Origin of the sequence: Paenibacillus sp. A14, from assembly GCF_036864815.1 — a bacterium.
Taxonomy (GTDB): domain Bacteria; phylum Bacillota; class Bacilli; order Paenibacillales; family Paenibacillaceae; genus Fontibacillus; species Fontibacillus sanfengchensis.
Genome location: NZ_JBAGJD010000016.1, coordinates 21343 through 44386, shown reverse-complemented (window position 1 = coordinate 44386; position 23044 = coordinate 21343). Strand labels below are relative to the sequence as shown.

The following is a 23044-nucleotide window of genomic DNA, read 5'->3' as shown; positions in this document are numbered from 1 at the left end:
GAAGTACTAACAAACTCGCCATCAATTGACATTGATAATTATTATCAATTAAACTAGCAGAGTGATGTGTTTGTAATTTTAAGGAGGCGTTATCCTTGTTTGTCATGACGAGAACGATGCGAATCGAAAAGGGCCACAGCGATAAAGTGGTCGCCCGGTTCAGCGAACCGAGCCCGCTCCATGAAATGGACGGATTAATCGATGTCAGCGTGATGGTGAATACCAAGAGCAAAGAGGAAGAAGAAGTGGTTGTGGTGATCCGCTGGGAATCGCAGGAGGCCTGGAAGAACTGGGAGAAGAGCGATGCCCATATCCAAGGGCACAAGGAAAACCGCGGTAAGCAGCCGCCGGCGTTCGTCCTCGGCACGGAGGTCAAAATGTACGATGCCGAAGTCGTGAAACGGGGAAAGGCTTCCCGCTAAACTCTAACCTTTAGGGCCGAATAATCCGGCCTCATTCATTTTGCCGCCATGAGGCGGCTTTTTTGTTGATTGACGTTTTTTTTGGACAAAGGGTACAATTTTATAAAAAACAGGGGTGTACGGCCAGGCGCCAGCCCCCCGGCAGGGAGAGAGAAATGAAGCTGGTTTCATGGAACGTCAACGGGCTGAGAGCCTGTGTGAATAAAGGTTTCTACGATTACTTTAAGGAGGCGGACGCGGATATTTTTTGTGTTCAGGAAACCAAGCTGCAGGAAGGCCAAATCTCGCTGGAGCTTGGGGAAGAATACAAGCAGTATTGGAATTATGCGGAGAAGAAAGGCTACTCCGGCACCGCCGTATACAGCAGAATCCAGCCGCTGTCGGTGCGCTACGGGATGGAAGAGAATGAAGAACCTGAAGGCAGACTGGTCATTTTGGAATATGCTGAATTTTTCCTGGTCAATGTCTACACGCCGAACGCCAAGCGCGACTTGACGCGGCTGGATTACCGGCTCGAATGGGAGGACCGCTTTCGCAACTTTCTAGTGAAATTGGATGGACGCAAGCCGGTGATCGTCTGCGGCGATCTGAACGTAGCCCATCGGGAAATCGATTTGAAGAATCCGAAGTCGAACGAGGGCAATTCCGGATTCACGCCCGAAGAGCGCGGCAAGATGACGCAGCTGTTGGAATCCGGCTTTATCGATACATTCAGACATTTTTATCCCGACCGGGAAAACGTCTACAGCTGGTGGTCGTACATGCCCAAAGTGCGGGAGCGGAACGTCGGATGGCGGATCGATTATTTTTTGGCTTCCGCCCGGCTAGCGCCCTATCTTGCGGATGCACGGATCGATTGCCATATCATGGGAAGCGATCATTGCCCGGTGATCCTGGAAACGACGCCCGAGTCTTTTTCCCATATGGTTAATATTAACAAGGTCTAAGATAGCTATATAAATTGAACTTAAGGGGGTGAATTGATGGGGTTTATTGAACGGTCGATGCAAAAGACTAACAAAACTTTGAACCGGGAACGCCCTTTAATCTCGATAACGTTTTTTAATATCCGTACATATCTGCAGGACAAGAAACGCCCGCTTCCTTTTGGGAAGGGGCGTTTCGTTTCGCCTTGTTAACTTTGGGAGGCGTCCGATTCGGCCGCAGGTTGCTTGAACAGGATGCGATGGTGTGTGCCGCTTATTTTTTCATAGAACAGTGTGGAGTCTTTCTTGAGCAAATGCTTGACGAAATGGATAAAAAACCACCCGTCCAGGATCGGGACGAACATGGCCACGACCCATCTCAACAATCCGCCCCACGATCCCGGAGCAAGGACGACCGTATAATTCAGCCCGATAATCACCCAGTAAAGCAAACCGTAGCGGACTATGAGGGCAACCAGCGAAACGGATTCGGAATCGTTCTCCTTGGTCCGGAAATGTTGCAATGCCGCCAGGATGCCCGATTCCTCCGCGTTTTGGCCGGGTTTCGGCACCGTGGCCGTCAACCGGATCCGCACCAGCCATTTGCCGAACGTGCAGCCGCCGGTCAAATAAGGCAGCAGCATGAAATACAGCCCCGTCGCCACGAAATAGGGGCCCGGGATTCCCAACTGGTAGCAAACGGTCGTGAGGAGGACGCAGAGAAAAATATCAAACATCCACGCCAGCCCGCGCCGGGTGTAGGAGACTCTTTTGGTGGACAGGTCGATGTTTTTGTCCAAGTGTTCGATTCGGGGGAGAAGCCCGGACAGCCATTCCGCGGCGAGAAAACCGATCATCCCGCCCAGCGTGTTGGTCATCAGATCGTCGATATCAAACACCCGGTAAGCATGATCGAACACGCCGTAAATCCCGGTGAGCTGTGTAATTTCAATGAATAGGGACAGCAGAAAGGACAGTATTAAACACCGGAAGGCTCCGGAACGAAAATAGTAGCGGATAAACATCCCGAACGGAATGGTCAGGAACACGTTAAACACGACCTGAAGGAAAGCCCGCTCTTTGATCAGCCGCCAATAGGTGGAGGGCTCCCCTTTGACGACCGTCGTTTCTTTTAGAATGTCCTGGATAAAATTAAAGGGAATCCCTTGGACGGCCCCTCCGGCAAGCGAAGGATTGTGGCGGGTCGACGGAAACGGCAGCATAACGAGAAAGACCGCGTTCATCAAATACAGCAGAAATAGATATAAAACGAACGCGCGGACTTTGTTGATATATCCGTGCCGGCGGTATTGGACCACAAGGAAAGGCAGCGTAAACAGCAGCGCCGCGAAAGGAAACGCCATAAAGGCATAAGATATGGGGAACAAGTAGGATTGGATCATTATAAAAAGAACCTCCGGTATCATCAAATTCTCGATTGTATTATCTTATCATACGACGAATGCAACCTGGTTTAAGTTTAGTTTAAATATAAAAAACTTTGGCTTATTAAGCCAAAGCTTGAGCTCGTTCCGGGGAAGCCCCGGCGGTATAGCCTTCCGAGACGATATCGGCAAAAGACAAAGATGGCGATCAAGTAGACGGTAAGAACCATTGGCGGCTACAATAGCATAAAGCAGGGGGCTCCTTCCAACAGGGAACTCTTTGGCTCAAATTAACGGGAATGCTTCCCGGTAATTTGCTGCTTACGCGGTGGCTGGGGCGAATTACCTGGAAAAAGTCCCGCTATACGGCCAGAAATGGCGTGGTTCTGAGGTTGGGGCGTATAATAGATGGTGTTTTTCCAGTTAATTGAATTCAAAGGCCAAGAGCGGCGAATTTAACGGGAGGTTGTCCCGTTAAATTCCGCATCTGGCCTGATGCAGCTTATATAGAGAAAAGGAGTGCGGCAACATGAATATTCAGGAATTGAGAGAACACCGGCAGTATCCCGATAATATCGGGCATGAAACGAATCGCGCGACGTTCGAGCGGGACTATTCCCGGCTGATCCACTCGCCGACCTTTCGGCGGCTTCAGGGAAAATCGCAGGTTTTTGGCGCGGGGACCGGCGATTATTACCGGACGCGGCTGACCCATTCGCTGGAGGTCGCGCAAATCGCCAGGGAGGCGGCACGCAGCCTGCTGCGGGCCTATCCGGCCCTGGCGGCGGAGACGGCGGAGCATCCGGGCCTGATCATCGATCCCGAGGTTGTGGAATGCGCCGCAATCTCCCATGATTTCGGCCACCCGCCATTCGGGCATAAAGGGGAAGAAGTGCTGCAGCACATTCTGAATAACCTTATCGGCGAGAAGGTCCGGGAGGCGATGAAGGAACGCAATGCGGCACCGGGGGAAGAGGAGACGATCCGGCGGGAGATGCGGCATAAGTATGAGCATTTTGAAGGCAATGCCCACAATTTCCGCTTGATGATGTTCCTGGAGAAGCGGGAAAATATAGACGGGCTGAACTTGTCCGACGCCGTCCTGCTCGGCACGAACAAGTATCCATTTCCCGGAACGGAAAACGTAAAGGGACTTTACCGGCACGAGTGGCAGTATATTTCCCATATCCGGGACCTGTGGGGAATGCCGGCCGGGAAGAAGACGTTCGAGGCCCAATTGATGGATCTGTGCGACGATATCGCCTATTCCGCGCATGATCTCGAAGACGGCATCAAAGCCGGAAAGATCGAAGTCCATGAGCATTTTTTGTTCGATTCGCATATTCAGCGGCTGATTGTCGAGAAAATTTTGACGTTGGACGACTTCTTCTGGAAGGGATGGGCACCTGCGCTGATTCAGGTCAAGGTGGAGGAGGTTCTCTCTTCTTTTCTCAACGTATGGAATGCCAAAATGCCGATCTGCGACCACGATTACTCGCGGACCCGCCGTGAAGTGAAAGCTTACTGGGTCAGTCTTTTTGTAGGGAGCCTTGGTGTTGTCGAAGACGGGAACTGGAAAAAGGTCACGTTTGTAAAAGAAGGGCGTGAAGACGAAGATATGCTGCGGACCGTCAGCGTTCTGAAGAGCTTCGCGTGGGTCACCATGATCCGGGACCTGCGGGTTCAGCGGCTCCAGAAGCGCAGCGCCTGGATTATCAAGAGGCTGTGGGACGCCTTTGTCGATCCGGTCACCTCGAAGTCGATCATTCCCGGGGACTGGCTGCGCAGATTCGACCGGGACCAGCAGCGGAGAGATCCGATCTGGACCTGGGAACATATGATCATCGACTATATCGCCGGGATGACGGATGCCTATGCCGAGAAGATCTACAACGAGCTGTACGGGCTAAAGGTCGGAACGATTTACGATATGGACTGAAAAAAGCGTACAGTATGAAAATGAAACCCGCTCAAGTCTGCCGCGACGATGGGCGGGTTTTGTTGTGTGGGAACGTAAGGCACCGGACTGAGAAAAAGGGTGTTTCGCAACCATTCACAATTGACAATGATAATCATTATCAACTATACTTCGGATATTAAATTACTCACCATAAGGGGATGAGGAGTATGAGCAAGATTATCATTGTCTATGCCAGTTTGACCGGCAATACGGAGGAGATGGCCGAACTGATCGCCGAAGGGATTCGTGAAGCCGGAGCGACAGCCGATTTGAAAATGGTGGAGGATTGCAGTGCGTTCCGCTTGACGGAATACGATGCTTTCCTGCTTGGGACATACACTTGGGGAGATGGAGAATTGCCCGACGAATTCATGGATTTTGCGGAAGAAATGGAGGAGATCCCGCTTCAAGGAAGCACCGCCGCCGTCTTTGGGAGCGGGGATACGACGTACCGGTTATACTGCGGGGCCGTGGACGAGTTGGCGGAGCAACTGAGGAAGCTCGGCGCAACGATCGTTCAGGACAGCTTGAAAGTGGAGTATGGGCCAAGTCCCGAGGAAAAAGTGCTGTGCCGCGAATTCGGCTTGAAATTTGCCAAAAGCCTGGAGGCGGTTTCCAGGAAATGACGAAGCGCATCGTGGATTATGTATTGGATGAATGGATCAGGTCGCAGACCGACTGGGGAAGCCGTGACGCTGCTCAGCCCAAAATAACCTGGCAGCATCGCGTACAATACGCCTTAGGTCATGCGGTCAATGATTATTTCACCATGGATCCGGCCGTTCGGGTCCATACGCCGATCCAAGTGCTGCTCAATCGGCGTTGGCCGCGCAGCAGGGCCGATTTTAAAGACCCGCTTCATTATTGGCGGGTATATAACCGTATCGTGGCGCAATTAACGCGGATCACGGGGGAAATGATTTACGAGTACCCTTTAGCGCTATACGAGAATTGGGAGACGCAGGTGACGGAACTGGACGTACAATTGTCCGTCATCTTCCAGGCCGTTTGGAAAAGCGAAAGTGGAGGCGGGCCGAATCAAGTAAAGGTGCAGAAATTTTTAGTGGAAAATAACGAGGAACTTGTCAAAGCGTTTGTCCATACCGCCCATGTGTTCTGGCACAGCGCTTACGGCGAGCCGCCCGGTGAAATTGAAGTACATGCGCTGCTGGATGAGCGAAAGTATATTTTTACAAGGGAGATGCTGGATCTGCAGAAATCGCTCGATTATGTGCGGTTGCTGGCGGAAACGGTGGATGCCCGAAGCGGGACCGAGAAAGCGGACAAGCGGGAAGGCAAAGTGGAATGCCAGGCCCCTGCGGAAGTGTGAAGAACCAAAGGTCACTTGAGCTTGCCGGCTGAGCAGAATTTTGGGGACAGTGATTACCGGATGGCAGGAAGCGGTAAAGATATAAAAGAAGCGATGCCATGAAGGGAGAACGGCCAAAATGAGTGAGTTTGAGCGAGAGTCCGTACCGCATGAAAAAACGTTGGACAGCAGTGTGGCTCTGATGACTGAGGGATATGAGTTTATTTTTAACCGGCGCAAAGCGTTTGGCAGCGATATTTTTGAGACGCGGCTGCTTGGCAAGCCGGCCATTTGCATGGGGGGAAAGGAAGCGGCCAGACTGTTTTACGATACCGACCGTTTTCACAGGCAGGGCGCGATCCCGAAGCGGATACAAAAGTCCTTGTTCGGCCAGGGGGGTGTGCAGACGCTGGATGGCCAGGAGCATGCCCACCGGAAGCGGCTTTTTATGGACCTAATGACGCCGGAGCGCCTGAAGCAGTTGGAGGGGGTCACGGAGAAGGCGTGGCTGGACGCCGCGGAACGCTGGATCGGGAGAGAAGCGGTCGTTTTGTTCGACGAGGCGAGGGATGTGCTGTGCCGTTCCGCCTATGAATGGGCCGGTGTGCCGTTGGACGAAGACGAGGTGCAGGAGCGCGGCCAAGAATACATCGAGATGGTCGACGCGTTCGGCGCGGTCGGCCTGCGGCACCGGCGGGGAAGACAAGCCCGCGCCAAGGCGGAACGGCGGATCGCGGAGCTGATCGGCGAGATCCGGGACGGCCTGCGTCAGGTGCCGGAGGAAACGGCGGCACACGCGATGGCTTGGCACCGCGGCTTGGACGGCCAACTGCTCGACGCCAAGGTGGCGGCAGTGGAGCTGATCAATATTTTGCGGCCGATCGTCGCGATCAGCTGGTATGTCATGTTCAGCGCCATGGCGCTGCATGATTACCCGGCATGTGCGGACAAGCTGAGAATGAAGGCGGACGGGGATGGACACAGGCGGGGGCACGGGGATTACGCTCAGTGGTTTGTTCAAGAGGTCCGGAGGTTTTACCCGTTCACACCGATGCTTGGAGCGGTGGTCAGCCGGGATTTTGTCTGGCGGGGCTGCGAGTTCAAGGAGGGAACGATGGTTCTGCTGGACGTTTACGGAACCAACCGGGACCCCGCCCTCTGGGAGGATCCCGAAACCTTCCGGCCGGAGCGCTTCCGCTCCTGGGAAGGCGGTCCGTTCGATCTGATCCCCCAAGGCGGTGGGGATCATTATACCGGCCACCGCTGCGCCGGGGAATGGCTCACGATCGATACGATGAGAGTGAGCCTGGACTTTCTGGTGAACCGGGTCACTTACACGGTGCCCGAGCAGGACTTGAACCTTAAGCTGTCCCGGATGCCGGCGATGCCGGAAAGCCGGTTTGTGATTAGTGAGGTGAAGTGGGCAGGGGACTAAGGAGCGGAATGTTATGCCGCTCCTTCGTCAATATGGCGCAGACTGCTATTGCGTTAGCCCTGACGGAAATCGCGGGCCCCGGTGCAGCGCAAGTCACTCTAGCGGTGGTTGCAGGCTCTAGCGGAAGTCACGAGGCTAACGGAAATCATAGCACCTATTTGTGCTGATCCCCGGCAAAATGACCTCAATTTAACGAAATAGCAGCTATTTCGTCCGGTTAGAAAGCCAATTGGGCTGGAGCGGTCGAAATAGCGGCTATGGCTTCCGTAAGTGAGAGCCGAATTGGCTGTCGTCTAACTTAATTGGGAAATATTTGGTGGATTTATCTCATAAATCTTGGAATTTGGTCGATACATATGGGTAGGAGTAGAAGTTAATGACATAAGGGGACTATCGGATAAGGGAGGCAAGGGAAGTGAATATATACGAGGTTGGGGCAAGGGATTATCTGAATGCGCTTAACTACTCGAATAATCCAATTGAGAATTCGAGGTTTGAGCCCGACTTTCGGGAGTTACTGGGTACCGCTTTGAAAAATGCAAATAACAAAAGTACATTCGTTAGCGCTGAGCATAGTTTAAAAGAAATCTATCCTGATCTGAAATATCATGTTTTGGATGCATCCCGGTTTAAATACTGGGAGAGACTGGACTTTCCGACGTCTAAGCTATTTAAGGACACCGTCGATGAAAATACGATCAATGAACTAAGCTCATGGAAGCCCAAAACTCGTCTGGCCTCAGGCTATGAACCCTGGGTGCAGCAAGATCTTGAAAAAATACCGAGCGGTGCCCACGTTGTGATCATACATCCGGCGGTTCAAGAGAAAATGAACTCGGATTCAGAATACGCGAAACAGATCGCAGCCAAGGTTAAAAAATATTTTGATGACGATATTCGCCTAAATGCAGCCATAGATCCGGAATCCGTTGAAAGCATGTCCCAATTGGTCACTATTAAGGAGAACGGAGAAATTGGGTATCATCACACCGTCTGCGACGGACCGTCAGAGCAAAAAGATGACTTTGAAGAAGCCGGTTTGAAACATAGTATGGAGACGAGCCGCGATTTTGGTGCATTACGGGGGATGAAGCTTCCCTTTTCACCTCCGTTAGTAGAACTTCTGACAACACCGTCGCTCGCGTTTGGGACGGATTACAGCTCAATATACGCTTTATATAGTTTAAATCATAAGCGCAAAACAGATATTGGCTTCTATTTATAACCACCCGGCAGGCACGCATTTTTGGGAGGACAAGCTGCCCAAAAGGGTAATCCGTATAACGGGGATTGCCTCCCTTTATCTGAGTGCCTGCCCGGCAGAAGAGGCAGTTTAGCTACAGCGGAGGGTTCGCATGGCATTTCCGGCATACCGGATAATACGATTCGTTGCCTCCGATTTGGATTTGCTCGCCGGTGTAGACGGGCTTGCCGTTTTCCACCCGCAGGTTCATGGTGGCTTTCCGCGCGCAGAACCAGCAGATCGTCTTCATTTCCTCGATTTTATCCGCATATATGAGCAGTTGCCGGCTTCCCTCAAAAAGGTGGTTCTGAAAGTCGTTCTTCAGTCCGAACGCCATGACCGGGATGTCCAGCTCATCGACGATGCGCACCAATTGCCGGATGCTGCCTTCGCTTAAAAATTGGCATTCATCGATCAGCACGCAATAGAGCTTGGGGGTATGATTTTGGACGATGCCGAAAATATCCGTCTCCTCATCGATTGGGATCGCTTCCCTGCGCAATCCGATGCGGGAAGAGACGTAACCCACTTCATCGCGGTTATCCAACGCTGACGTAAAAATAAGGACCGGTTTGTTCTGTTCCTCGTAATTGTGGGCCACCTTCAAAATTTCGATCGATTTGCCGCTGTTCATCGCTCCATATTTGTAAAACAATTGTGCCAATGTGGGACGTTCCTCTCTTTAGATCATTTCGATATAGCATGACCATTCTATCATAAATCAAGCAGGGCGTTGGTCCCGAATTGCAAATTTCCGCCTTGCCCCTAAAGCTTATTTCCAGGGATTGGATTATAATGGAATACAGATTGCAAAAGAAAATTAAAGGAAGGTAAGCCGATGACAGATGTAAGAAATGAGGAGTTATTTGTATCTTTAACGGAAGCGGAAGCGGACAAAATACTTGATGAGGCGCTGGAACAATTGGTCTCCGGAGATGAGGAGATGTGTAGGGAACTATTATCTTCCCTGGTCTGTTACAGAGAATATAATATTTCGCGCTCTCTGCCCAAACTTATAGAGCATGGGATGTATTATCCCGGGATCCTGTTTAAAGATGCCGGACCGGAGGTGCGGGATCGATTGCTTCAACAGCTGGAATGGGACGTTGAAAATTTCGACTTCCTGCTGCCGGCTTTAAGCTGGATTGGTGATACGGTAGTGGTAACCCGGTTTCAAGAGTGGAGGAAAAATCCCCCTTCCTGGGCGGAAGAGCTGCCTGTTCCTCCGGAACAATATACATATGCGGCCGGATGGGAGCTCGGCCAAGACGGGACGCGTGTGGATCTGATCCGAAGCCCCGCCTATGCCATCCTAAGGAGGAAGGAACCGTCCGCGGCAGTGCTCGATAGCGGGGAACCCGGCAAGTTTTTGCTGCCGGATCGTGAAAACTGCCCTTGGTGCGGCGGTAAGCTGACGACTCTTATGGACGTAGATGCCCACCATCCGTCGCTCTCGGGTTGGTCCTTGCGGCAGGAACGGTTGCATTTTAAAACCTGTATGAGGTGTGGCTGCTACAGCACTATTTTTATGAAGTCGGATGATCGGGGAGTCGCAAGCTGGAGCGAGTACAATGAAAAGCCGGGATATATGCCGGAGATCGATTTGGGAGATTACGGTGAAGAATATCTGAACTTCGGGCCATTGCTTGAGTTGGAAGCCAAGCCGCGTCTCATCTTTCATACGGCGGTTTGGGGCTTGACCCAGACGAATTCCCAAATTGGCGGGCATCCGAGTTGGATTCAGGATGCGGAGTATCCGGCTTGCCCTTGCTGCGGCGAGAGCATGCACTTTATCGCTCAACTGGATTGGAGTGAACTGGAGGAGTACGGCGAAGGAATCCTGTATATGTTTTTATGCGAAAAAGACAAGCTGACAGCTACGCTATTCCAACAAAGTTAAATGAGGGGGCAAGATGCCGGCTCTCTTTTTTAGTTATATAGGTTGAACTATTTGAACTATTGATTTGCCTATTGGACAGCGGGGGAGGGGGGCTTTTCACACTCTTGGCCTACAGCTCATGGTTTGGTTCAAATTAAAGGGAATTCTTCCCGTTAATTCGGTGCCTATGCGGCCACAGAGGCTATTTAGCTGGAAAACATCCCGCTAATCCGCTCAAAATTGTGGATATCGGCCATTGGGCCAGGAAATAGATGGAGCTTTTCCAGCTAAATCCGGCTTCAGGGCCAAGTGCAGTGAATTAACGGGAGGTTTTCCCGTTAGTGTGTAGACGCCGGCGTCGAAGGTGACGCTTTATATCTACAATTGTGGATGTTGGCAACGTTTTCCGAAACCATTTCACTTTTACTAGCGTCAATTCTCTAAATCAACTTATATAGTGAAAAAAATTGTAACGAATTGCGGTTTGGCCGGTCTAATTGTCGTGAGGATGTGAACAAGTGGCTGACTTTGAAGAGATCTATCGCCAGTGTTTTCGCGAGGTGTACCGGTTTGTATATTCACTAAGCCGGAATGAGGAACTGTCCGAGGAAATTACCCAGGAAACGTTTTTTAAAGCGCTTAAGGGGGATCGACGGCTTTAAAGGCAACTGCAAGCTCAGCGTGTGGCTCTGCCAAATCGCCAAGCATACTTATTTTTCCCACCTTGAGAAACAAAAGCGTTTTTTGCCGGAGCTTTGCACCGGCCTCTCGTCTACCCGTGAGAACCTGGAGGACGTCTTGTTGAACAAAGATGAAACTCTGCGGATTCATAGAGCGCTGCATCGGCTAAAGGAGCCGTACAAGGAAGTGTTTAGTCTTACTATGAAGTTATCGATGTCGAAAATAAGATTTATCAAGCGAAATACGGCGGGAACCATGAAATTCGGGCTTTTTATTATGGTGAGGGAAAGAACCGCATTCTCGTTTGGAAAAAAGGAATGGACCTTCCGGCGGCCAGCCCTTAGGTGGAAGCCTGGTTTCAGTAGCAACCCGCGATTTCCGCAAACTTTCTCTGTTCATCTCTCCGGGGCTGCGATAAAATTTAGGCTAGGTTATCAGAGGATTAAGGTCCAGGAAGAAGGAACAAATGAATGTCTGAAAAATCAACAAAAACCCAAACGTCTTCATTTTCCGGCGAAAGCCGTTTCCGTTTGCAGGCGGATTGCGAAAGCTGCTTTGGGCTGTGCTGTGTGGCGCTGCCCTTTGCGGCTTCCGTCGATTTTGCCGTCGACAAGCAGGCCGGGCAGCCCTGCGCCAACCTGAAGGAGGACTTCCGCTGCGGTATTCACAGCACGCTTCGCGAGCGGGGGTTCCGCGGCTGTACGGTGTACGATTGCTTCGGTGCCGGCCAGCAGGTCTCGCAGGTGACCTACGGCGGACGGGACTGGCGGCAGGCACCGGAAACGGCCGGGCGGATGTATGAGGTGTTTCCGGTGATGCGCCAGCTGCATGAGCTGCTGTGGTATTTGACGGAAGCGCTGGAACGGCAGGAGACGCTGTCGATTCACCGGGAGCTCACCTCCGCGCTGGAGGAGACGAAGCGGCTGACGGAGCTTGACCCGGAAGCGCTGATCAAGCTGGACGTGGCGGCCCATCGCGCGGAAGTCAACGCGCTGCTGCTGCAGACGAGCGAGCTGGTGCGAAACGAGGCTATTCGCCGCCATAAGGGTCCCTGGAAGCCCCACAAAAAAGCGGGCCGGGGCGCGGATCTGATCGGCGCGAATTTAAAGGGAGCCGATCTCAGGTACGCCAATTTGCGCGGCGCCTACTTGATCGCGGCCGACTTGCGGGGAGCGAATCTGCGGGTGGCGGATCTGATCGGTGCGGATCTGCGCGATGCGGATATCCGGGGAGCCGACTTGAGGGAAAGTCTTTTTCTCACCCAATTCCAGGTGAATGCGGCCAAAGGCGACGCGGGGACGAAGCTTCCCGGCGGGATTTCCCGCCCTTTCCATTGGCTGGCGTCGGGCGGGCCTTCTAAATAATAGGAACGTCGTCAGTCGCCGCGCGGGGGTTACTCCGAACAGCGATCTCTGAAAGGAAGGCTTTTACGATGTACTCAATAGGAAAGTTTGCGGAAATCTGTAACGTTCCGGTTAAAACACTGCGCTATTACAGCGACATCGGGCTGCTTGAACCCTCTATCATCGACCCTGTCACGAATTACCGGTATTACGATTATGACAAAATACAAACCGTTAAAAAAATTGTGCTGCTCAAAAGCTGCGAATTTTCTCTGGCCAGCATTAGGAAGTTTATGGAAAACCAGGATCAAGAGCAGTGGAGCCGCTTATTTGAGGAGAAGCTTCGCGAGCTTGAGTTTCGGAGAAAACAACTGGATGAACAAATGGAAGAACTTCACCGGTTAAACGGACAAGTGACGCAGGAGGCCTGCCTGCTCCCGGGTCCTCCGATGTCCGAATGTTACCTGGAGGAACGTAAAGCCATCCGGGTATATACGATCCGGAACAAGATCAAGCCGGCCTTGATCGATCATCTGGTCAAGGATTTATTTGACCGGCTTTACGCGTTCAACTTAACCGTTGCCGGTAAAATGATGGCGATTTTCCATGCGAGAGGTTTGGATCAGGGGGCAGCGGATGTCGAGCTGCTAATGCCCGTTGAGGATAAGCCTCGGATCAGCGGCTGCAAGATGTTGCCGCAGGGAACCTACGCCTGCATAGACATCCGGGGGCCTTATTCCGAACTGGGCGCGGGATACGAAAAGTTGTGCCGATGGATCGAAGAACGAAGTTTCACCCGGGTTGGCGAATTTATGGAAATCTATGAACAAGGGCTGGTTCCGTCCGAATACAACGGGAAAGAGATTCGTCCCGATCTCAGTCTTCATCCCTCCGAGTTTATGACTAAACTGTGCGCCGCAGTCTCTGTACCTCTTAGTTGAGTGGCTGGTACCGCGTCCGTCGGAAGTCTAACGGCTGTGCAGCCGCTATTATGCGAAAAAATGATCCTCTCGAAAATCGAAAGGGGGTAAACTCTCCAGTTGCTGGAGGGTTTATTCTTTTTTATGTAAAGCCAAAAGGCGCTCGGATACGGTGTTTGAAGCGGTACGGGGGCTTTTGCAAAGAGAGGGGAGACCGTAGAAATGAGAGTTATTCCGGCCTATTTTTCTTACCTGGAAGGTGATAGTTACGCAGTTGGCCAAGAACAAGGTGAAGAGGTAAAGTCGATGGTTTGGGCAAAGGAAGCATGGATTTCGTCCAATCCCATGGGGCAAACGCGCTACAAGGAACTGGCAAAAGTAATGGATGCGTACGCTCCGGGACTTAGCGAAGAAATTCAAGGGTTTGCAGACTCGTTAAACGTGGAGATTAGGGCTCTGAAGTTTTTTGATGAAGCTTATTTGAAGCCCGGCGGATGCAGTTTGGCGGCGGTTTTGCCTTCCAAGGCCAGCGATCGCAAAACTTATGTTCTCAGAAACTACGACTTGTCTCCGGAAATTTCCGATATGCGGCTGTGCTCGACGAAGATCACGGGAAAATACAGCCACAGCGGGTTCTCGGTTTCTTGTTTCGGTCGCAGCGATGGGTTGAATGAAAAAGGCTTGTCCGTTGCCTTCGCCTCCTGCGGCATTCCGGTCGGGATGCATCCGGGCATGAAAAAGCCGGTTTCAGCCGGTTTGCAATTTATGGTGATCGTGAGAGCGTTGCTCGAAAATTGTAAAAATGTCGAAGAAGGCATTTTCTGCTTGAAGGATATGCCGATCGGGGCAAATATGAACCTGCTTTTGGCGGATATTAAAGGGGAGGCCGCCGTCGTGGAGACTTATGATGGCAAGATGGCCATCGCAAGGGCCAGCCGGGAGGCGGGTTATATCAGTGCTACGAATCACGCCGTACTGCCGGGAATTGAAGAGAGAGGAGTGCTCCGGCAGTCCAAGGTCCGTTACGACCTCATCCATAGCACGCTCGGAAGAAGTTTGTCGGTATCCAAACAGGAACTAAGGGACTTAACGTTACGGGAGTATCCCGAGGGGATCACCGTCCATAACTATAAACAGAATTTTGGAACCGTTCATTCGGTATTGTTTGATCTTCATGCCGGGCAATTGGAGTTTTCTTTTGGCTCGCCCTTGGAAAATGAAACATATAGTTTAAAAGTAGGAGAAAGGTTCCCTTTCAAGGAGTTAAGTGTCCGGGTGCCCGATCGGGAATACGGACCCGAATTCTGGGCGATGGAGGAATAGAATCGGCCCCCGGCTTATTCCGGGGGCGTTTTTGGATTAAATTCACTTAAAAAGTAGGCGTTCGCCGCCTCCAGTTTCCGATGATATTCCCGATAGGAGCTGCTTAATATTTTCAGGTTGGGTATAAAGATGTCGTGATATCCGCTCCGGCTTTGGAATTCCCTTAACGATTGCTGCAAACGGTAGGCCGGACTCGCTTTAAATGCCGCGGATTCCCGGTACTCCAGCCAGGCGGAGATGGAATCCCGGCGGGCCGACAAATACTGTGGCACATCCAAAAGGGCATCTTCGAGATCATCATGGATCTTTTTAAAATCCACCCTGCTTAATGCCTCGAACGAATTGCTCAGAATCTGCTCCGCCTCCTCGGAAAGCTCCAGTTCGCCGGTTCGGTCGAGAAAGTCGATGATCCGGTGATAAGCTTCTATTTTTTGCGGGCTATCCAGGGGTTCTCCCAGGTATTTTTCAAAGTGAACGTACAGATATTCGCCGAATTTGCCGGGAAAAGCCTGCAGCAGCTTCTCCTTAACGGGAAGCATTTCGTCGAGTCTCCGCTCAATGTCATCCAAGGTTGCGCCCAAATCGTCCGGATGCCGCTCCAGTACACCGCGCAACGCGTCAAGCCGGGCCTGGTCCTGTCGCAGCTGTCTTTCCTTTGTCAGCAAACAATCCCGCAGCGCACGCTGCTTGTCTCCGCTGCTTAGGACATGCTTAATATCCTGGACGTTAAGCCCGAGCTTTCGCAGCACAGAGATTTCTTTAAGCGTCCGTATATCCTCCGCTCTAAAGTCCCTGTAACCGTTGGAATTATAGTGAACGGCAATCAGCCCTTGCCGCTCGTAGTAAGCGATGGCCTTCTTGGTCAAGCCGCTGATTTTTGCGGCCTCGTGAATCAGCATGTAGCATCACCTCGGGTGTGAGTTTAAACCCGTCCCCAAGGGAACAGTCAATAGAAAGTTCGGGGGCCCAGCGGGGTTAGTATTTTTCCAGTATCAAAAAAACGAGCTTACCGTCGAGTTCTCCGTTTTCGGGATACACAAACTCCGCTTTTAGCCGGTTTTGCTTATCATCATAAATCCTCGCGGTCAGCCCTTGCTCACGGTCATAACCGCGCACGACAAAATCGGTTCCCCAGCGCTTCTCCACTTGCGCCATATCGGTGGTCGTCCCGTCCCCAAAGCTTCGGAGACCCTTATCGGACAAGGTTTGCAGCTTCACAATCGTTCCGCGTGAATCCAAGGCGACCATGAAGTCTTCAAAGTATTTGTATTGCAGACCGTGTTGGGTTCGGTCTTCAAAGTCAGGCGATGGCTTAAACTGAGAGAAATCAACAGAGCCCGCAGTTTGACCCGGCCTTATATTCATGATGGACAAATCCGTCAGAGCGGTCGATTTTAGGGTCCGCATTTGCCATTGATCCCTCAGAAAGGGAATACTCATAAGGATCAGGACGCCCATAAGAAATGAAGCCATGACGAGTATGTATTTTTTATTGCGGCTGTTCAACATAAGTTCCCTCTTTACGTTGGATTAGGAACGGCCCGGAATTCTCATTCCGGGCCGTTTCCGCTCATTGGCTCAAAATATACAGATAATAACCGTAGTCGGTCGGCGTTCCCGGATACCCCAATTGTCTAAGCATCGCGGTGATATTGCCGCGGTGATAAGTCCCATGGTTCACCATGTGCTGGAGGAAGTCCACGCCGCGAGCCTGAAAACCGCCGGACGGGAAATAAGCTTCCAAGTTCTCGTGGCCTTCGATGAACTTCCTGAATTGTCCGGCCAGTTCATCCTGCATCAGGCTTAGCTCTTCAATGCGCTTTCCCCGGGTTTCCGCGACAATGGCATCCACCTTATTTTTCAACTGTTCATAATATTCGGGCGAAGTATCCGTGACCCCGCTGGACTCAAAAAATTCGAGCCACCCGCGGTCAATAACGTAGATATGGACCATCGTATCGTAGATCGTCGGAAATACGCTTTGAACTTCTTTGCGGTAAACTTCTTCCGTCAATCCCTCTAAATGCTCGCAAACCTTCCGGTTTGCCCATGCGTGGTATTCAAATTGCTGCAACGCATATCGGTTCAAAATGCTCTCCCCTTTTCTCAAGGGAATCGCGCAGGTTAAGGGCAATTATACGTGGGTCCCCTTATTCATTTGCCCGTGGCTCGCTATCGTTTTCATTGTGAACGCCTCCGTTTTGTAGGATATCCCTATATTACCATCCAATAGGTGGCGAAGAGGGGGAACTTTGTTTATATTTATTTTTTCTCACCGTATAGAGTCAGGAAGCAGCATTAACGCCGTAACGATGCAGCTTTCGATCCATGCCGGATCCGGATTTGATTTCTTCAGAACTGTAATTCCGATAAAAGAGGCAACGAGAGTCTGCGCGACGGCCCGTTTATCCAGGGGTTCGCTGAGCTCTCCGGAAGCGACTCCGCGCGCAAGCGTTTCTTCAAAAATCGCCGCCAGATATTGTTGATGCTCACGGGTCAATATTTCAAACCTCGCCTCGTGGGGAGCCAGTTCCACCATCGTATTGATGCAAAAACAACCGTTCCGCCCTTGATCGGACCCCGGAAACGCCCCCTCCCGAAAAAGTTTCCGAAAAGCTTCTTTCACGGAGGTTTCTTCTTTTAGCTGTTCACGGATCTGCTGGGCGTGCAGGTGATTGTACTTGCGGAGCGCCGCTTCGAATAGGGACGATTTATCACCGTAGGCCGCGTAAAGACTAGGCTTTCGGATCCCCATCCGGGCGGTCAGGTCGCTTAAGCTGGTGGCTTCATACCCCTTCTCCCAAAAAAGATGCATCGCCTCGGTCAAAGCCCTTTGTTCGTCGAATTCGCGAATTCTGGCCATGGTACTTCCTCCTTATGCACGTTACCGATCAGTATAAAATAATCATAGGGTTTAAATCCGGTTTCGTCAATTCCGGTTGACATTAACGAAAGAAAGCAGTTAATATTAACGAAAAATTAAATACCGATTGGTACAAAAAAGGAGGTTGTTTTGTTTGTCCAAACCCATACTTCAGCCCGATTCCAATCCGGGAACTTCCGAGTATTCGATGCACCTCTCCAGAGCCGCTGCTGTGCTCTATGCCTTCCTGTGCGGCACCGCGGTGGCCGCCGTTTACTTTTCCCAGCCGCTGCTCGATGTAATAGCGATTGAATTTGACATCAGCAAAGCCGTGATCGGGACGGTGATCACGGCGACCCAGTTGTGTTATGCGCTGGGGTTGTTTCTTCTCGTTCCGCTGGGAGATAGGCTTGAGCCGCGGCGGCTCGTCACCTGGATGCTGCTGCTGTCGTCTGTGGCTTTAAGCCTGGTGGCGTTCGCGCCGAGTGCCGTTGTGCTGTTTCTCGGCATGGGGATGGTCGGCTTTCTGGCGGTCGTTGCGCAAGTTCTTGTTGCGCTGGCTGCGGCGAGATCTTTACCCGCCGACCGCGGCAAGGCGATCGGTCTCGTTACGAGCGGCATCGTCATCGGAATTCTGCTGGCCCGGACGTTTTCGGGCACGTTGGCGGACTTGTCCGGCTGGCGGATGGTATATATCGTTTCCGCCGCCATTTCCGTGATCCTGGCCTGTTTCTTTGTAATCGTCACTCCAGCCGCTACCAGACGTCCCGCCCCCATTTCCTATTTGAAATTACTGGGCTCGATGAAAGATTTGTTCCGCATTCCTCTGCTGCGGGTCCGCGCGATGCTGGCCTTTTTTATCTTTGCGGCCTTCGGCACTTTATGGTCCTCGATGGTCTTGCCGCTCAGTTCCCCGCCTTTTTCGCTAAGCCATACCGCGATCGGTTTATTCGGGCTTGCCGGGGCTGCGGGCGCATTGGCGGCCAGAAGTGCCGGACGGCTTGCGGACAAGGGGCTGGGGCAAAGAACGACCGGCTGGGCGCTGCTGCTTCTAGCCCTCTCCTGGGTGCCGATCGGGTTGATGCAGAAGTCATTATGGATTTTTGTTCTGGGAGTCATTATGTTGGATTATGCGGTTCAGGCGGTTCACGTCACGAATCAAACCATGATTTTAAGCGTGCTTCCGGAAGCGAGAAGCCGGTTGACCGCGGGGTATATGATTTTCTATTCTTTGGGCAGCGCCGCGGGGGCGGTAGCCTCGACTTTGGTTTATTCCCGGGCGGGATGGCTCGGCGTCTGCATATTGGGAGGAGGAATCAGCACGGCGGCGATCCTGTTCTGGGCCGGAACCCGGAAAACGTCCTGACGCTTCGCCGAGAAGCGAAGTGTTCGCCATTCAACTTATATATATACAAAAGCCGGCCATTCAAATATGATTTTAATAATAGATTTTGAGAGGAGGAAATCGGTGATTTATATTGCCCTGCTTCGCGGAATTAATGTCGGAGGAAACAACAAGATCGATATGAAGCAATTGAAGGCGACTTTCGAACGGGTCGGGATGAAGGATGTCGTGACCTATATTAATACGGGAAATATCATATTTAACTCGGAGATGCAATTGAACACTGAGCTTGCGGCCATATTGGAAGCGAAGATTCAGACGGATTTCGGCCTGCAGATTAAAGTGGTGGTTCGCAGTTTCGAGCAATTCTCCCGCATCACGGAGGCGCTTCCGCCCGACTGGACCAACGGTCCTGCGATGAAAAGCGATGTGCTGTTTCTCTGGGATGAGGTGGATCATGAGAGCTCGTTGGAGCAGTTGGTGATCAAACCGGAGATCGACCGGGTGCTCTATGTGCCTGGAGCGATTCTTTGGTCGGTGGACCGGGAGCACGTAACCAAGAGCGGGATGCAGAAACTGATCGGGACGAAGCTCTACTCTAAGGTTACAGTAAGAAACGTCAATACGACCCGTAAAATCTATGAGCTGATGAAAGCTGCAGGGCATTAACTAAGGCAGAGGCAGCATCACAACGAATCTTCCTGCCCTCTGAAAATGTCACGGCCGGTTCAGGTGGACGCGATAGCGATCCGCCCCGAATCGGCCGTGTCTACTAGATTCGGTTGGAAAGGAGGGGTTATTTTGCCCAATAAAATCAGGGAGCCTCTTAATCGATTATCCCAACATGCGGTGAAAATATGGATCATAAACGAGATAATCGGGAGCGTTATCGCTTTCCTGGTGCTCGGGGTACTGTTCTATCTGGATGCCCGTTTTTCCTGGGTGTTCTGGGTGGGATGGATTCTGATAGGCTCCGCGGTTCTGGCGGTGCTGCTCACACTGTGGTCCGTATTTATCCACCCATTCCTTCTGTACGCAAGATGGCGTTATGAGGTATCGGAACAATTTTTGCAGTTAAAATACGGGGCTTTTACGGTAACGAATGAGCTGGTTCCCATGACCAAAATTCAATCGGTAGCGACCAAGCAGGGCCCGCTGCATAGAAGGTACGGCGTCTGCTCGGTTACGGTCAAAACGATGGGCTCCTCCCATACGATTCCCATGCTGGACCATGATGTGGCCAAAGCGTTAAGAAATCAAATCGCCCGTTATGCCAAGCTGAAAGAGGTGGACGAATGAGCCGGGCCAAACGTTATCATCCTTTGGTTATGCTGCTCGGAATCTGGAACCTGGGGAAGAATACGGTCTATTTCTTTTTCTTCTTGTTTGTGCTCAAGGCGGGCTCGGACACGGCCTGGGTGAAATACGGGAGGCTCGCTCTGTTCGCCGCCGCCGGTATCGGCTTATTGTCCATCGGTTGGAGTTGGCTGACCCGCCGGTATCAGCTCGATGATACTTCATTCCGTTTAGAGTCAGGGGTCTTCGTCAAATCGAAAAAGGTCATTCCGTTCGCCAAAATTCAAAATACTAACCGCCATACGACGCTGTTTCACCGGATTTTCAAGGTGACGGCCATCCGGTTTGAAACCGGGATGGAGGGAGATGACGCGGCCGTGGAATTTCGCGTCATCTCTTATGCGGAAGCGGACCGCTTGGAGAAGCGGGTCGCCGGTTTGGCTCGGCCGGAGGAAGATTCAGACGCAGCGGACGGGAGAGAAGAACAGGTGGCCGCGGAAGCCGCGGCGCGGACGGCATCCCCGGATTCCACACGTTCCCCGGAAGGGCCGCGGACTCCGAAACCCGAACGGATGCTGCACTTCAGTCCGACGCGGAAGGACTTGATCAAAGCTTCATTCACTTCGCTAAGCTTTCTTGTTCTGATTCCGGTGCTTTTTTCGCTTTACTCCAAGGCCGAGGATTTTATCGATCTTGAAGACACGGCTCAGGGCCTGCTCGCCATGCTGATGAGTTCCTGGTGGCTGGCGGCTGCGGTAATCGTATTGTTGTCCGGCGTTTCCGTCGCTTTAGGGATCGCCGTGACTTTTTACAAATACGGTAAATTTGAAATTTCCTCGGACGAGGAGCGGATTTATATCGCCAAGGGAATGGTTGAGACGACAGTGTTCTCAATCGCGAAGGAGAAGGTCCAGGGGGTGGAAATCACCCAATCCCTGATGAAACGCCTGCTTAGCTTGGCGGAGGTACGGCTGATTACGGCCGGCGGAGCGGGGGATGAGGAGCGGGAAGTGAACTCGCTGTATCCCTTCCTGCCGGTGCAGCGGGCCTACTGTCTGATAGCGGAAATGCTGCCTGCTTATGAGATCTCCCCCGAGATGAGCCCTCTACCCCGCCGCTCCTGGGGAACAAGTATGTTCAAATACGGCTGGTTTTGGGCTGCGGCTACGCTGGTTCTGCTTTGCTATTCTCCGCCGGTTCCCGGGTGGATGTCTTTTGTGGATTGGTGGATGATTACGGCGGGACTGTTCATCTGGACGCTGGTATGGAGTTTACTGAATCATTGGAATACCGCTTATGCGATTCATGGTCACTTTCTGCAGTTTCGGACCGGGGGGCTAACTTCCCGGCTGTTTATCAGCAAAAGGGAAAAAATGATCGAGGTCAAGGTGACGCGGAATGTCCTGCAGCGCTGGCTGGGGCTGGCGTCCGTCCATCTTGTAAACCGGGCCCGCCCGGTCCTCCACCAGAAGCTTTCCGACGTTCCCGCCGATTGGGGGCAGTCGTTTTACGCGTGGTATGCGGAGAGGACGAGGGAGGTCCGAATTCAGGAGGACTCGGTTTAGGCCGTCGGTTTTACGGCTTGAGGTCGCCTGGTTATTGCCCGTTAGACATTCGGGCTCCCGCCGCACCTTTGTAAATGGCCGGAACACATAGCAGCGAAACCGCCATAACGGCTGTGATCGCGATGATTTGAGATAGGGCTAACCCGGATGAGAAACGGTGGAGCAGCGGATTAAACCACTCAAACACGCGCGAGAGAATCCAGTATTTGGAAAACATCTGTGACCCGGGAGGTAAGACACTTACGCCTATGAAGCCGCCGGCTCCGAAAAAGGTCGCGATCGAAGTCACCAGAATGACCGGCTGGAGCACCCGGTAATTTTTCAACCATAATGCGATCAGCATGCCGAATACGCTGCACGCGATCATCACCGGAATCATAAATAGATAAACCTGCAGCAAATTCACGAGGTGAATCTTCATCCGGAAAACGGATACCGCCAGCAGCAAAGGCGGAATGGAGCAGAGCCATGTCACGGTCAAGGAGGCGAGGATGTTGCCGATTCCCGCGGTCCATAGCGGCAGCGGAGTCAAAAAAATCTCCTTGCGGGTCCGGTTCTCATGCTCGAAGGCAAACAAGTTGGCGGCGGTCAGAGCGGCTCCCAAAAACAGAGACAGGAGCACGCAGCTTCCGGCGATAAACGAAACGCGCCAAACATCCTCGGCCTTTTCGGTTTTCAACTGCGGGGTGAACAGCAGCTCGTTGCGGGCCTTCAGTTCATCCAGCAGACTGTGCTCCAGCCGGAGCCTGACATTCTTCATCATATCGGTGTTTACGTTATAGGTTTCAATGCTGACTTCCCGGGTTACTGCGTAATCTTCGGGGATTCGAATCAGCATTTGCAGCCTGCCTTCCCGCACAAGCGCTCTGGCACTGTCCAGGTCGGTTTCAACGATACGGTAGTAAGGCGTGATGTTGGAACGGCTCTGTTCGATGCTGGCTTGCAGCGTTTGCGACGAAGGATCTCGGGACTCGTTAATGAGCCCGATCGGCCATTGATCTCCCCCGGCTCCCATAATGACCGCGGTTAAAAACATGACGATCACGGGCAGAAAGAGGGGGGCGGCCAACAGTTGCTTTTGCCTGCCGAGCAGCTTTAAATTACGCAAATACGTTCCCCATATGGCGTACAACTTTTTCTTCATAAACG

At 52.1% G+C, this 23044-nt stretch carries 23 protein-coding genes; 16 read left to right on the top strand and 7 right to left on the bottom strand.

Features of this window, described 5'->3' with window-relative positions; all coding sequences use genetic code 11:
• Nucleotides 1-95: 95 nt before the first annotated feature.
• Both V4U88_RS24645 and V4U88_RS24640 read left to right on the top strand, forming a co-directional pair.
• On the top strand, nt 96-422 hold the full coding sequence (locus tag V4U88_RS24645) for an antibiotic biosynthesis monooxygenase (RefSeq protein ID WP_334075851.1): 327 nt from the start codon (nt 96-98) through the stop codon (nt 420-422).
• 155 nt (nt 423-577) lie between these two features.
• Nucleotides 578-1369 (top strand): exodeoxyribonuclease III, encoded by a 792-nt coding sequence (locus V4U88_RS24640; protein ID WP_334075850.1) that lies wholly within the window; start codon nt 578-580, stop codon nt 1367-1369.
• Between the two features lie 188 nt (nt 1370-1557).
• Here the strand turns inward: V4U88_RS24640 and V4U88_RS24635 are convergent, their stop codons facing one another.
• A complete protein-coding gene (locus tag V4U88_RS24635; RefSeq protein WP_334075849.1) occupies nt 1558-2751 on the bottom strand; it encodes a VanZ family protein in 1194 nt (397 codons plus the stop codon).
• Nucleotides 2752-3262: 511 nt separating this feature from the next.
• Here V4U88_RS24635 and V4U88_RS24630 point away from each other — a divergent pair.
• The 5 genes from V4U88_RS24630 (at nt 3263) to V4U88_RS24610 (ending at nt 8662) form a co-directional block, all read left to right on the top strand.
• Nucleotides 3263-4672, top strand: a complete 1410-nt coding sequence (locus V4U88_RS24630) for a deoxyguanosinetriphosphate triphosphohydrolase family protein (protein ID WP_334075848.1) — start codon at nt 3263-3265, stop codon at nt 4670-4672.
• Between the two features lie 188 nt (nt 4673-4860).
• A complete protein-coding gene (locus V4U88_RS24625) occupies nt 4861-5319 on the top strand; it encodes a flavodoxin (RefSeq protein WP_334075847.1) in 459 nt (152 codons plus the stop codon).
• On the top strand, nt 5316-6023 hold the full coding sequence (locus tag V4U88_RS24620; RefSeq protein ID WP_334075846.1) for a hypothetical protein: 708 nt from the start codon (nt 5316-5318) through the stop codon (nt 6021-6023). The genes V4U88_RS24625 and V4U88_RS24620 overlap by 4 nt, the downstream gene beginning before the upstream one ends.
• Nucleotides 6024-6141: 118 nt before the next feature.
• Nucleotides 6142-7437, top strand: coding sequence for a cytochrome P450 (locus V4U88_RS24615; RefSeq protein WP_334075845.1), 1296 nt, complete (start codon nt 6142-6144; stop codon nt 7435-7437).
• Between the two features lie 415 nt (nt 7438-7852).
• Nucleotides 7853-8662, top strand: coding sequence for a hypothetical protein (locus tag V4U88_RS24610; protein ID WP_334075844.1), 810 nt, complete (start codon nt 7853-7855; stop codon nt 8660-8662).
• Nucleotides 8663-8774: 112 nt separating this feature from the next.
• On the opposite strand, the gene V4U88_RS24605 is transcribed toward V4U88_RS24610, so the two are convergent.
• Nucleotides 8775-9344 carry a thymidine kinase gene (locus tag V4U88_RS24605; protein WP_334075843.1) on the bottom strand — a complete coding sequence of 190 codons (570 nt, stop codon included), beginning with the start codon at nt 9342-9344 and terminating at the stop codon, nt 8775-8777.
• A gap of 174 nt (nt 9345-9518) precedes the next feature.
• Between V4U88_RS24605 and V4U88_RS24600 the strand changes: the two genes are divergently transcribed.
• The 5 genes from V4U88_RS24600 to V4U88_RS24580 all read left to right on the top strand — a co-directional run bounded on the left by V4U88_RS24600 (nt 9519) and on the right by V4U88_RS24580 (nt 14826).
• Nucleotides 9519-10580, top strand: a complete 1062-nt coding sequence (locus tag V4U88_RS24600) for a DUF1963 domain-containing protein (RefSeq protein ID WP_334075842.1) — start codon at nt 9519-9521, stop codon at nt 10578-10580.
• 497 nt (nt 10581-11077) lie between these two features.
• Nucleotides 11078-11221 (top strand): RNA polymerase sigma factor, encoded by a 144-nt coding sequence (locus V4U88_RS24595; protein ID WP_334075841.1) that lies wholly within the window; start codon nt 11078-11080, stop codon nt 11219-11221.
• 489 nt (nt 11222-11710) lie between these two features.
• Nucleotides 11711-12604 carry a pentapeptide repeat-containing protein gene (locus V4U88_RS24590; RefSeq protein WP_334075840.1) on the top strand — a complete coding sequence of 298 codons (894 nt, stop codon included), beginning with the start codon at nt 11711-11713 and terminating at the stop codon, nt 12602-12604.
• A 68-nt stretch (nt 12605-12672) separates the two neighbouring features.
• Nucleotides 12673-13524, top strand: coding sequence for a MerR family transcriptional regulator (locus tag V4U88_RS24585; protein ID WP_334075839.1), 852 nt, complete (start codon nt 12673-12675; stop codon nt 13522-13524).
• A 201-nt stretch (nt 13525-13725) separates the two neighbouring features.
• On the top strand, nt 13726-14826 hold the full coding sequence (locus tag V4U88_RS24580; RefSeq protein ID WP_334075838.1) for a C45 family peptidase: 1101 nt from the start codon (nt 13726-13728) through the stop codon (nt 14824-14826).
• 14 nt (nt 14827-14840) lie between these two features.
• Here the strand turns inward: V4U88_RS24580 and V4U88_RS24575 are convergent, their stop codons facing one another.
• From V4U88_RS24575 to V4U88_RS24560, 4 genes are all read right to left on the bottom strand, one after another.
• A complete protein-coding gene (locus tag V4U88_RS24575; RefSeq protein ID WP_334075837.1) occupies nt 14841-15725 on the bottom strand; it encodes a MerR family transcriptional regulator in 885 nt (294 codons plus the stop codon).
• 76 nt (nt 15726-15801) lie between these two features.
• The gene (locus tag V4U88_RS24570) at nt 15802-16335 is read right to left on the bottom strand and encodes a hypothetical protein (RefSeq protein ID WP_334075836.1); all 534 of its coding nucleotides are present in this window, start codon (nt 16333-16335) and stop codon (nt 15802-15804) included.
• Nucleotides 16336-16396: 61 nt separating this feature from the next.
• Nucleotides 16397-16915 carry a DinB family protein gene (locus tag V4U88_RS24565; protein ID WP_334075835.1) on the bottom strand — a complete coding sequence of 173 codons (519 nt, stop codon included), beginning with the start codon at nt 16913-16915 and terminating at the stop codon, nt 16397-16399.
• 183 nt (nt 16916-17098) lie between these two features.
• Nucleotides 17099-17689: a TetR/AcrR family transcriptional regulator gene (locus tag V4U88_RS24560; RefSeq protein ID WP_334075834.1), complete on the bottom strand. Its 591-nt coding sequence runs from the start codon at nt 17687-17689 to the stop codon at nt 17099-17101.
• Between the two features lie 208 nt (nt 17690-17897).
• Here V4U88_RS24560 and V4U88_RS24555 point away from each other — a divergent pair, with 208 nt between their 5' ends.
• The 4 genes from V4U88_RS24555 to V4U88_RS24540 all read left to right on the top strand — a co-directional run bounded on the left by V4U88_RS24555 (nt 17898) and on the right by V4U88_RS24540 (nt 21895).
• A complete protein-coding gene (locus V4U88_RS24555; RefSeq protein WP_416367276.1) occupies nt 17898-19055 on the top strand; it encodes an MFS transporter in 1158 nt (385 codons plus the stop codon).
• A 102-nt stretch (nt 19056-19157) separates the two neighbouring features.
• A complete protein-coding gene (locus V4U88_RS24550; protein ID WP_334075832.1) occupies nt 19158-19703 on the top strand; it encodes a DUF1697 domain-containing protein in 546 nt (181 codons plus the stop codon).
• Nucleotides 19704-19835: 132 nt separating this feature from the next.
• Entirely contained in the window at nt 19836-20333 is a 498-nt protein-coding gene (locus V4U88_RS24545; protein WP_334077767.1) for a PH domain-containing protein, read from the top strand.
• Entirely contained in the window at nt 20330-21895 is a 1566-nt protein-coding gene (locus V4U88_RS24540; RefSeq protein ID WP_334075830.1) for a PH domain-containing protein, read from the top strand. The genes V4U88_RS24545 and V4U88_RS24540 overlap by 4 nt, the downstream gene beginning before the upstream one ends.
• 31 nt (nt 21896-21926) lie before the next feature.
• Here V4U88_RS24540 and V4U88_RS24535 read toward each other — a convergent pair whose 3' ends face one another.
• The gene (locus V4U88_RS24535) at nt 21927-23039 is read right to left on the bottom strand and encodes an ABC transporter permease (protein ID WP_334075829.1); all 1113 of its coding nucleotides are present in this window, start codon (nt 23037-23039) and stop codon (nt 21927-21929) included.
• Nucleotides 23040-23044 lie beyond the last annotated feature (5 nt).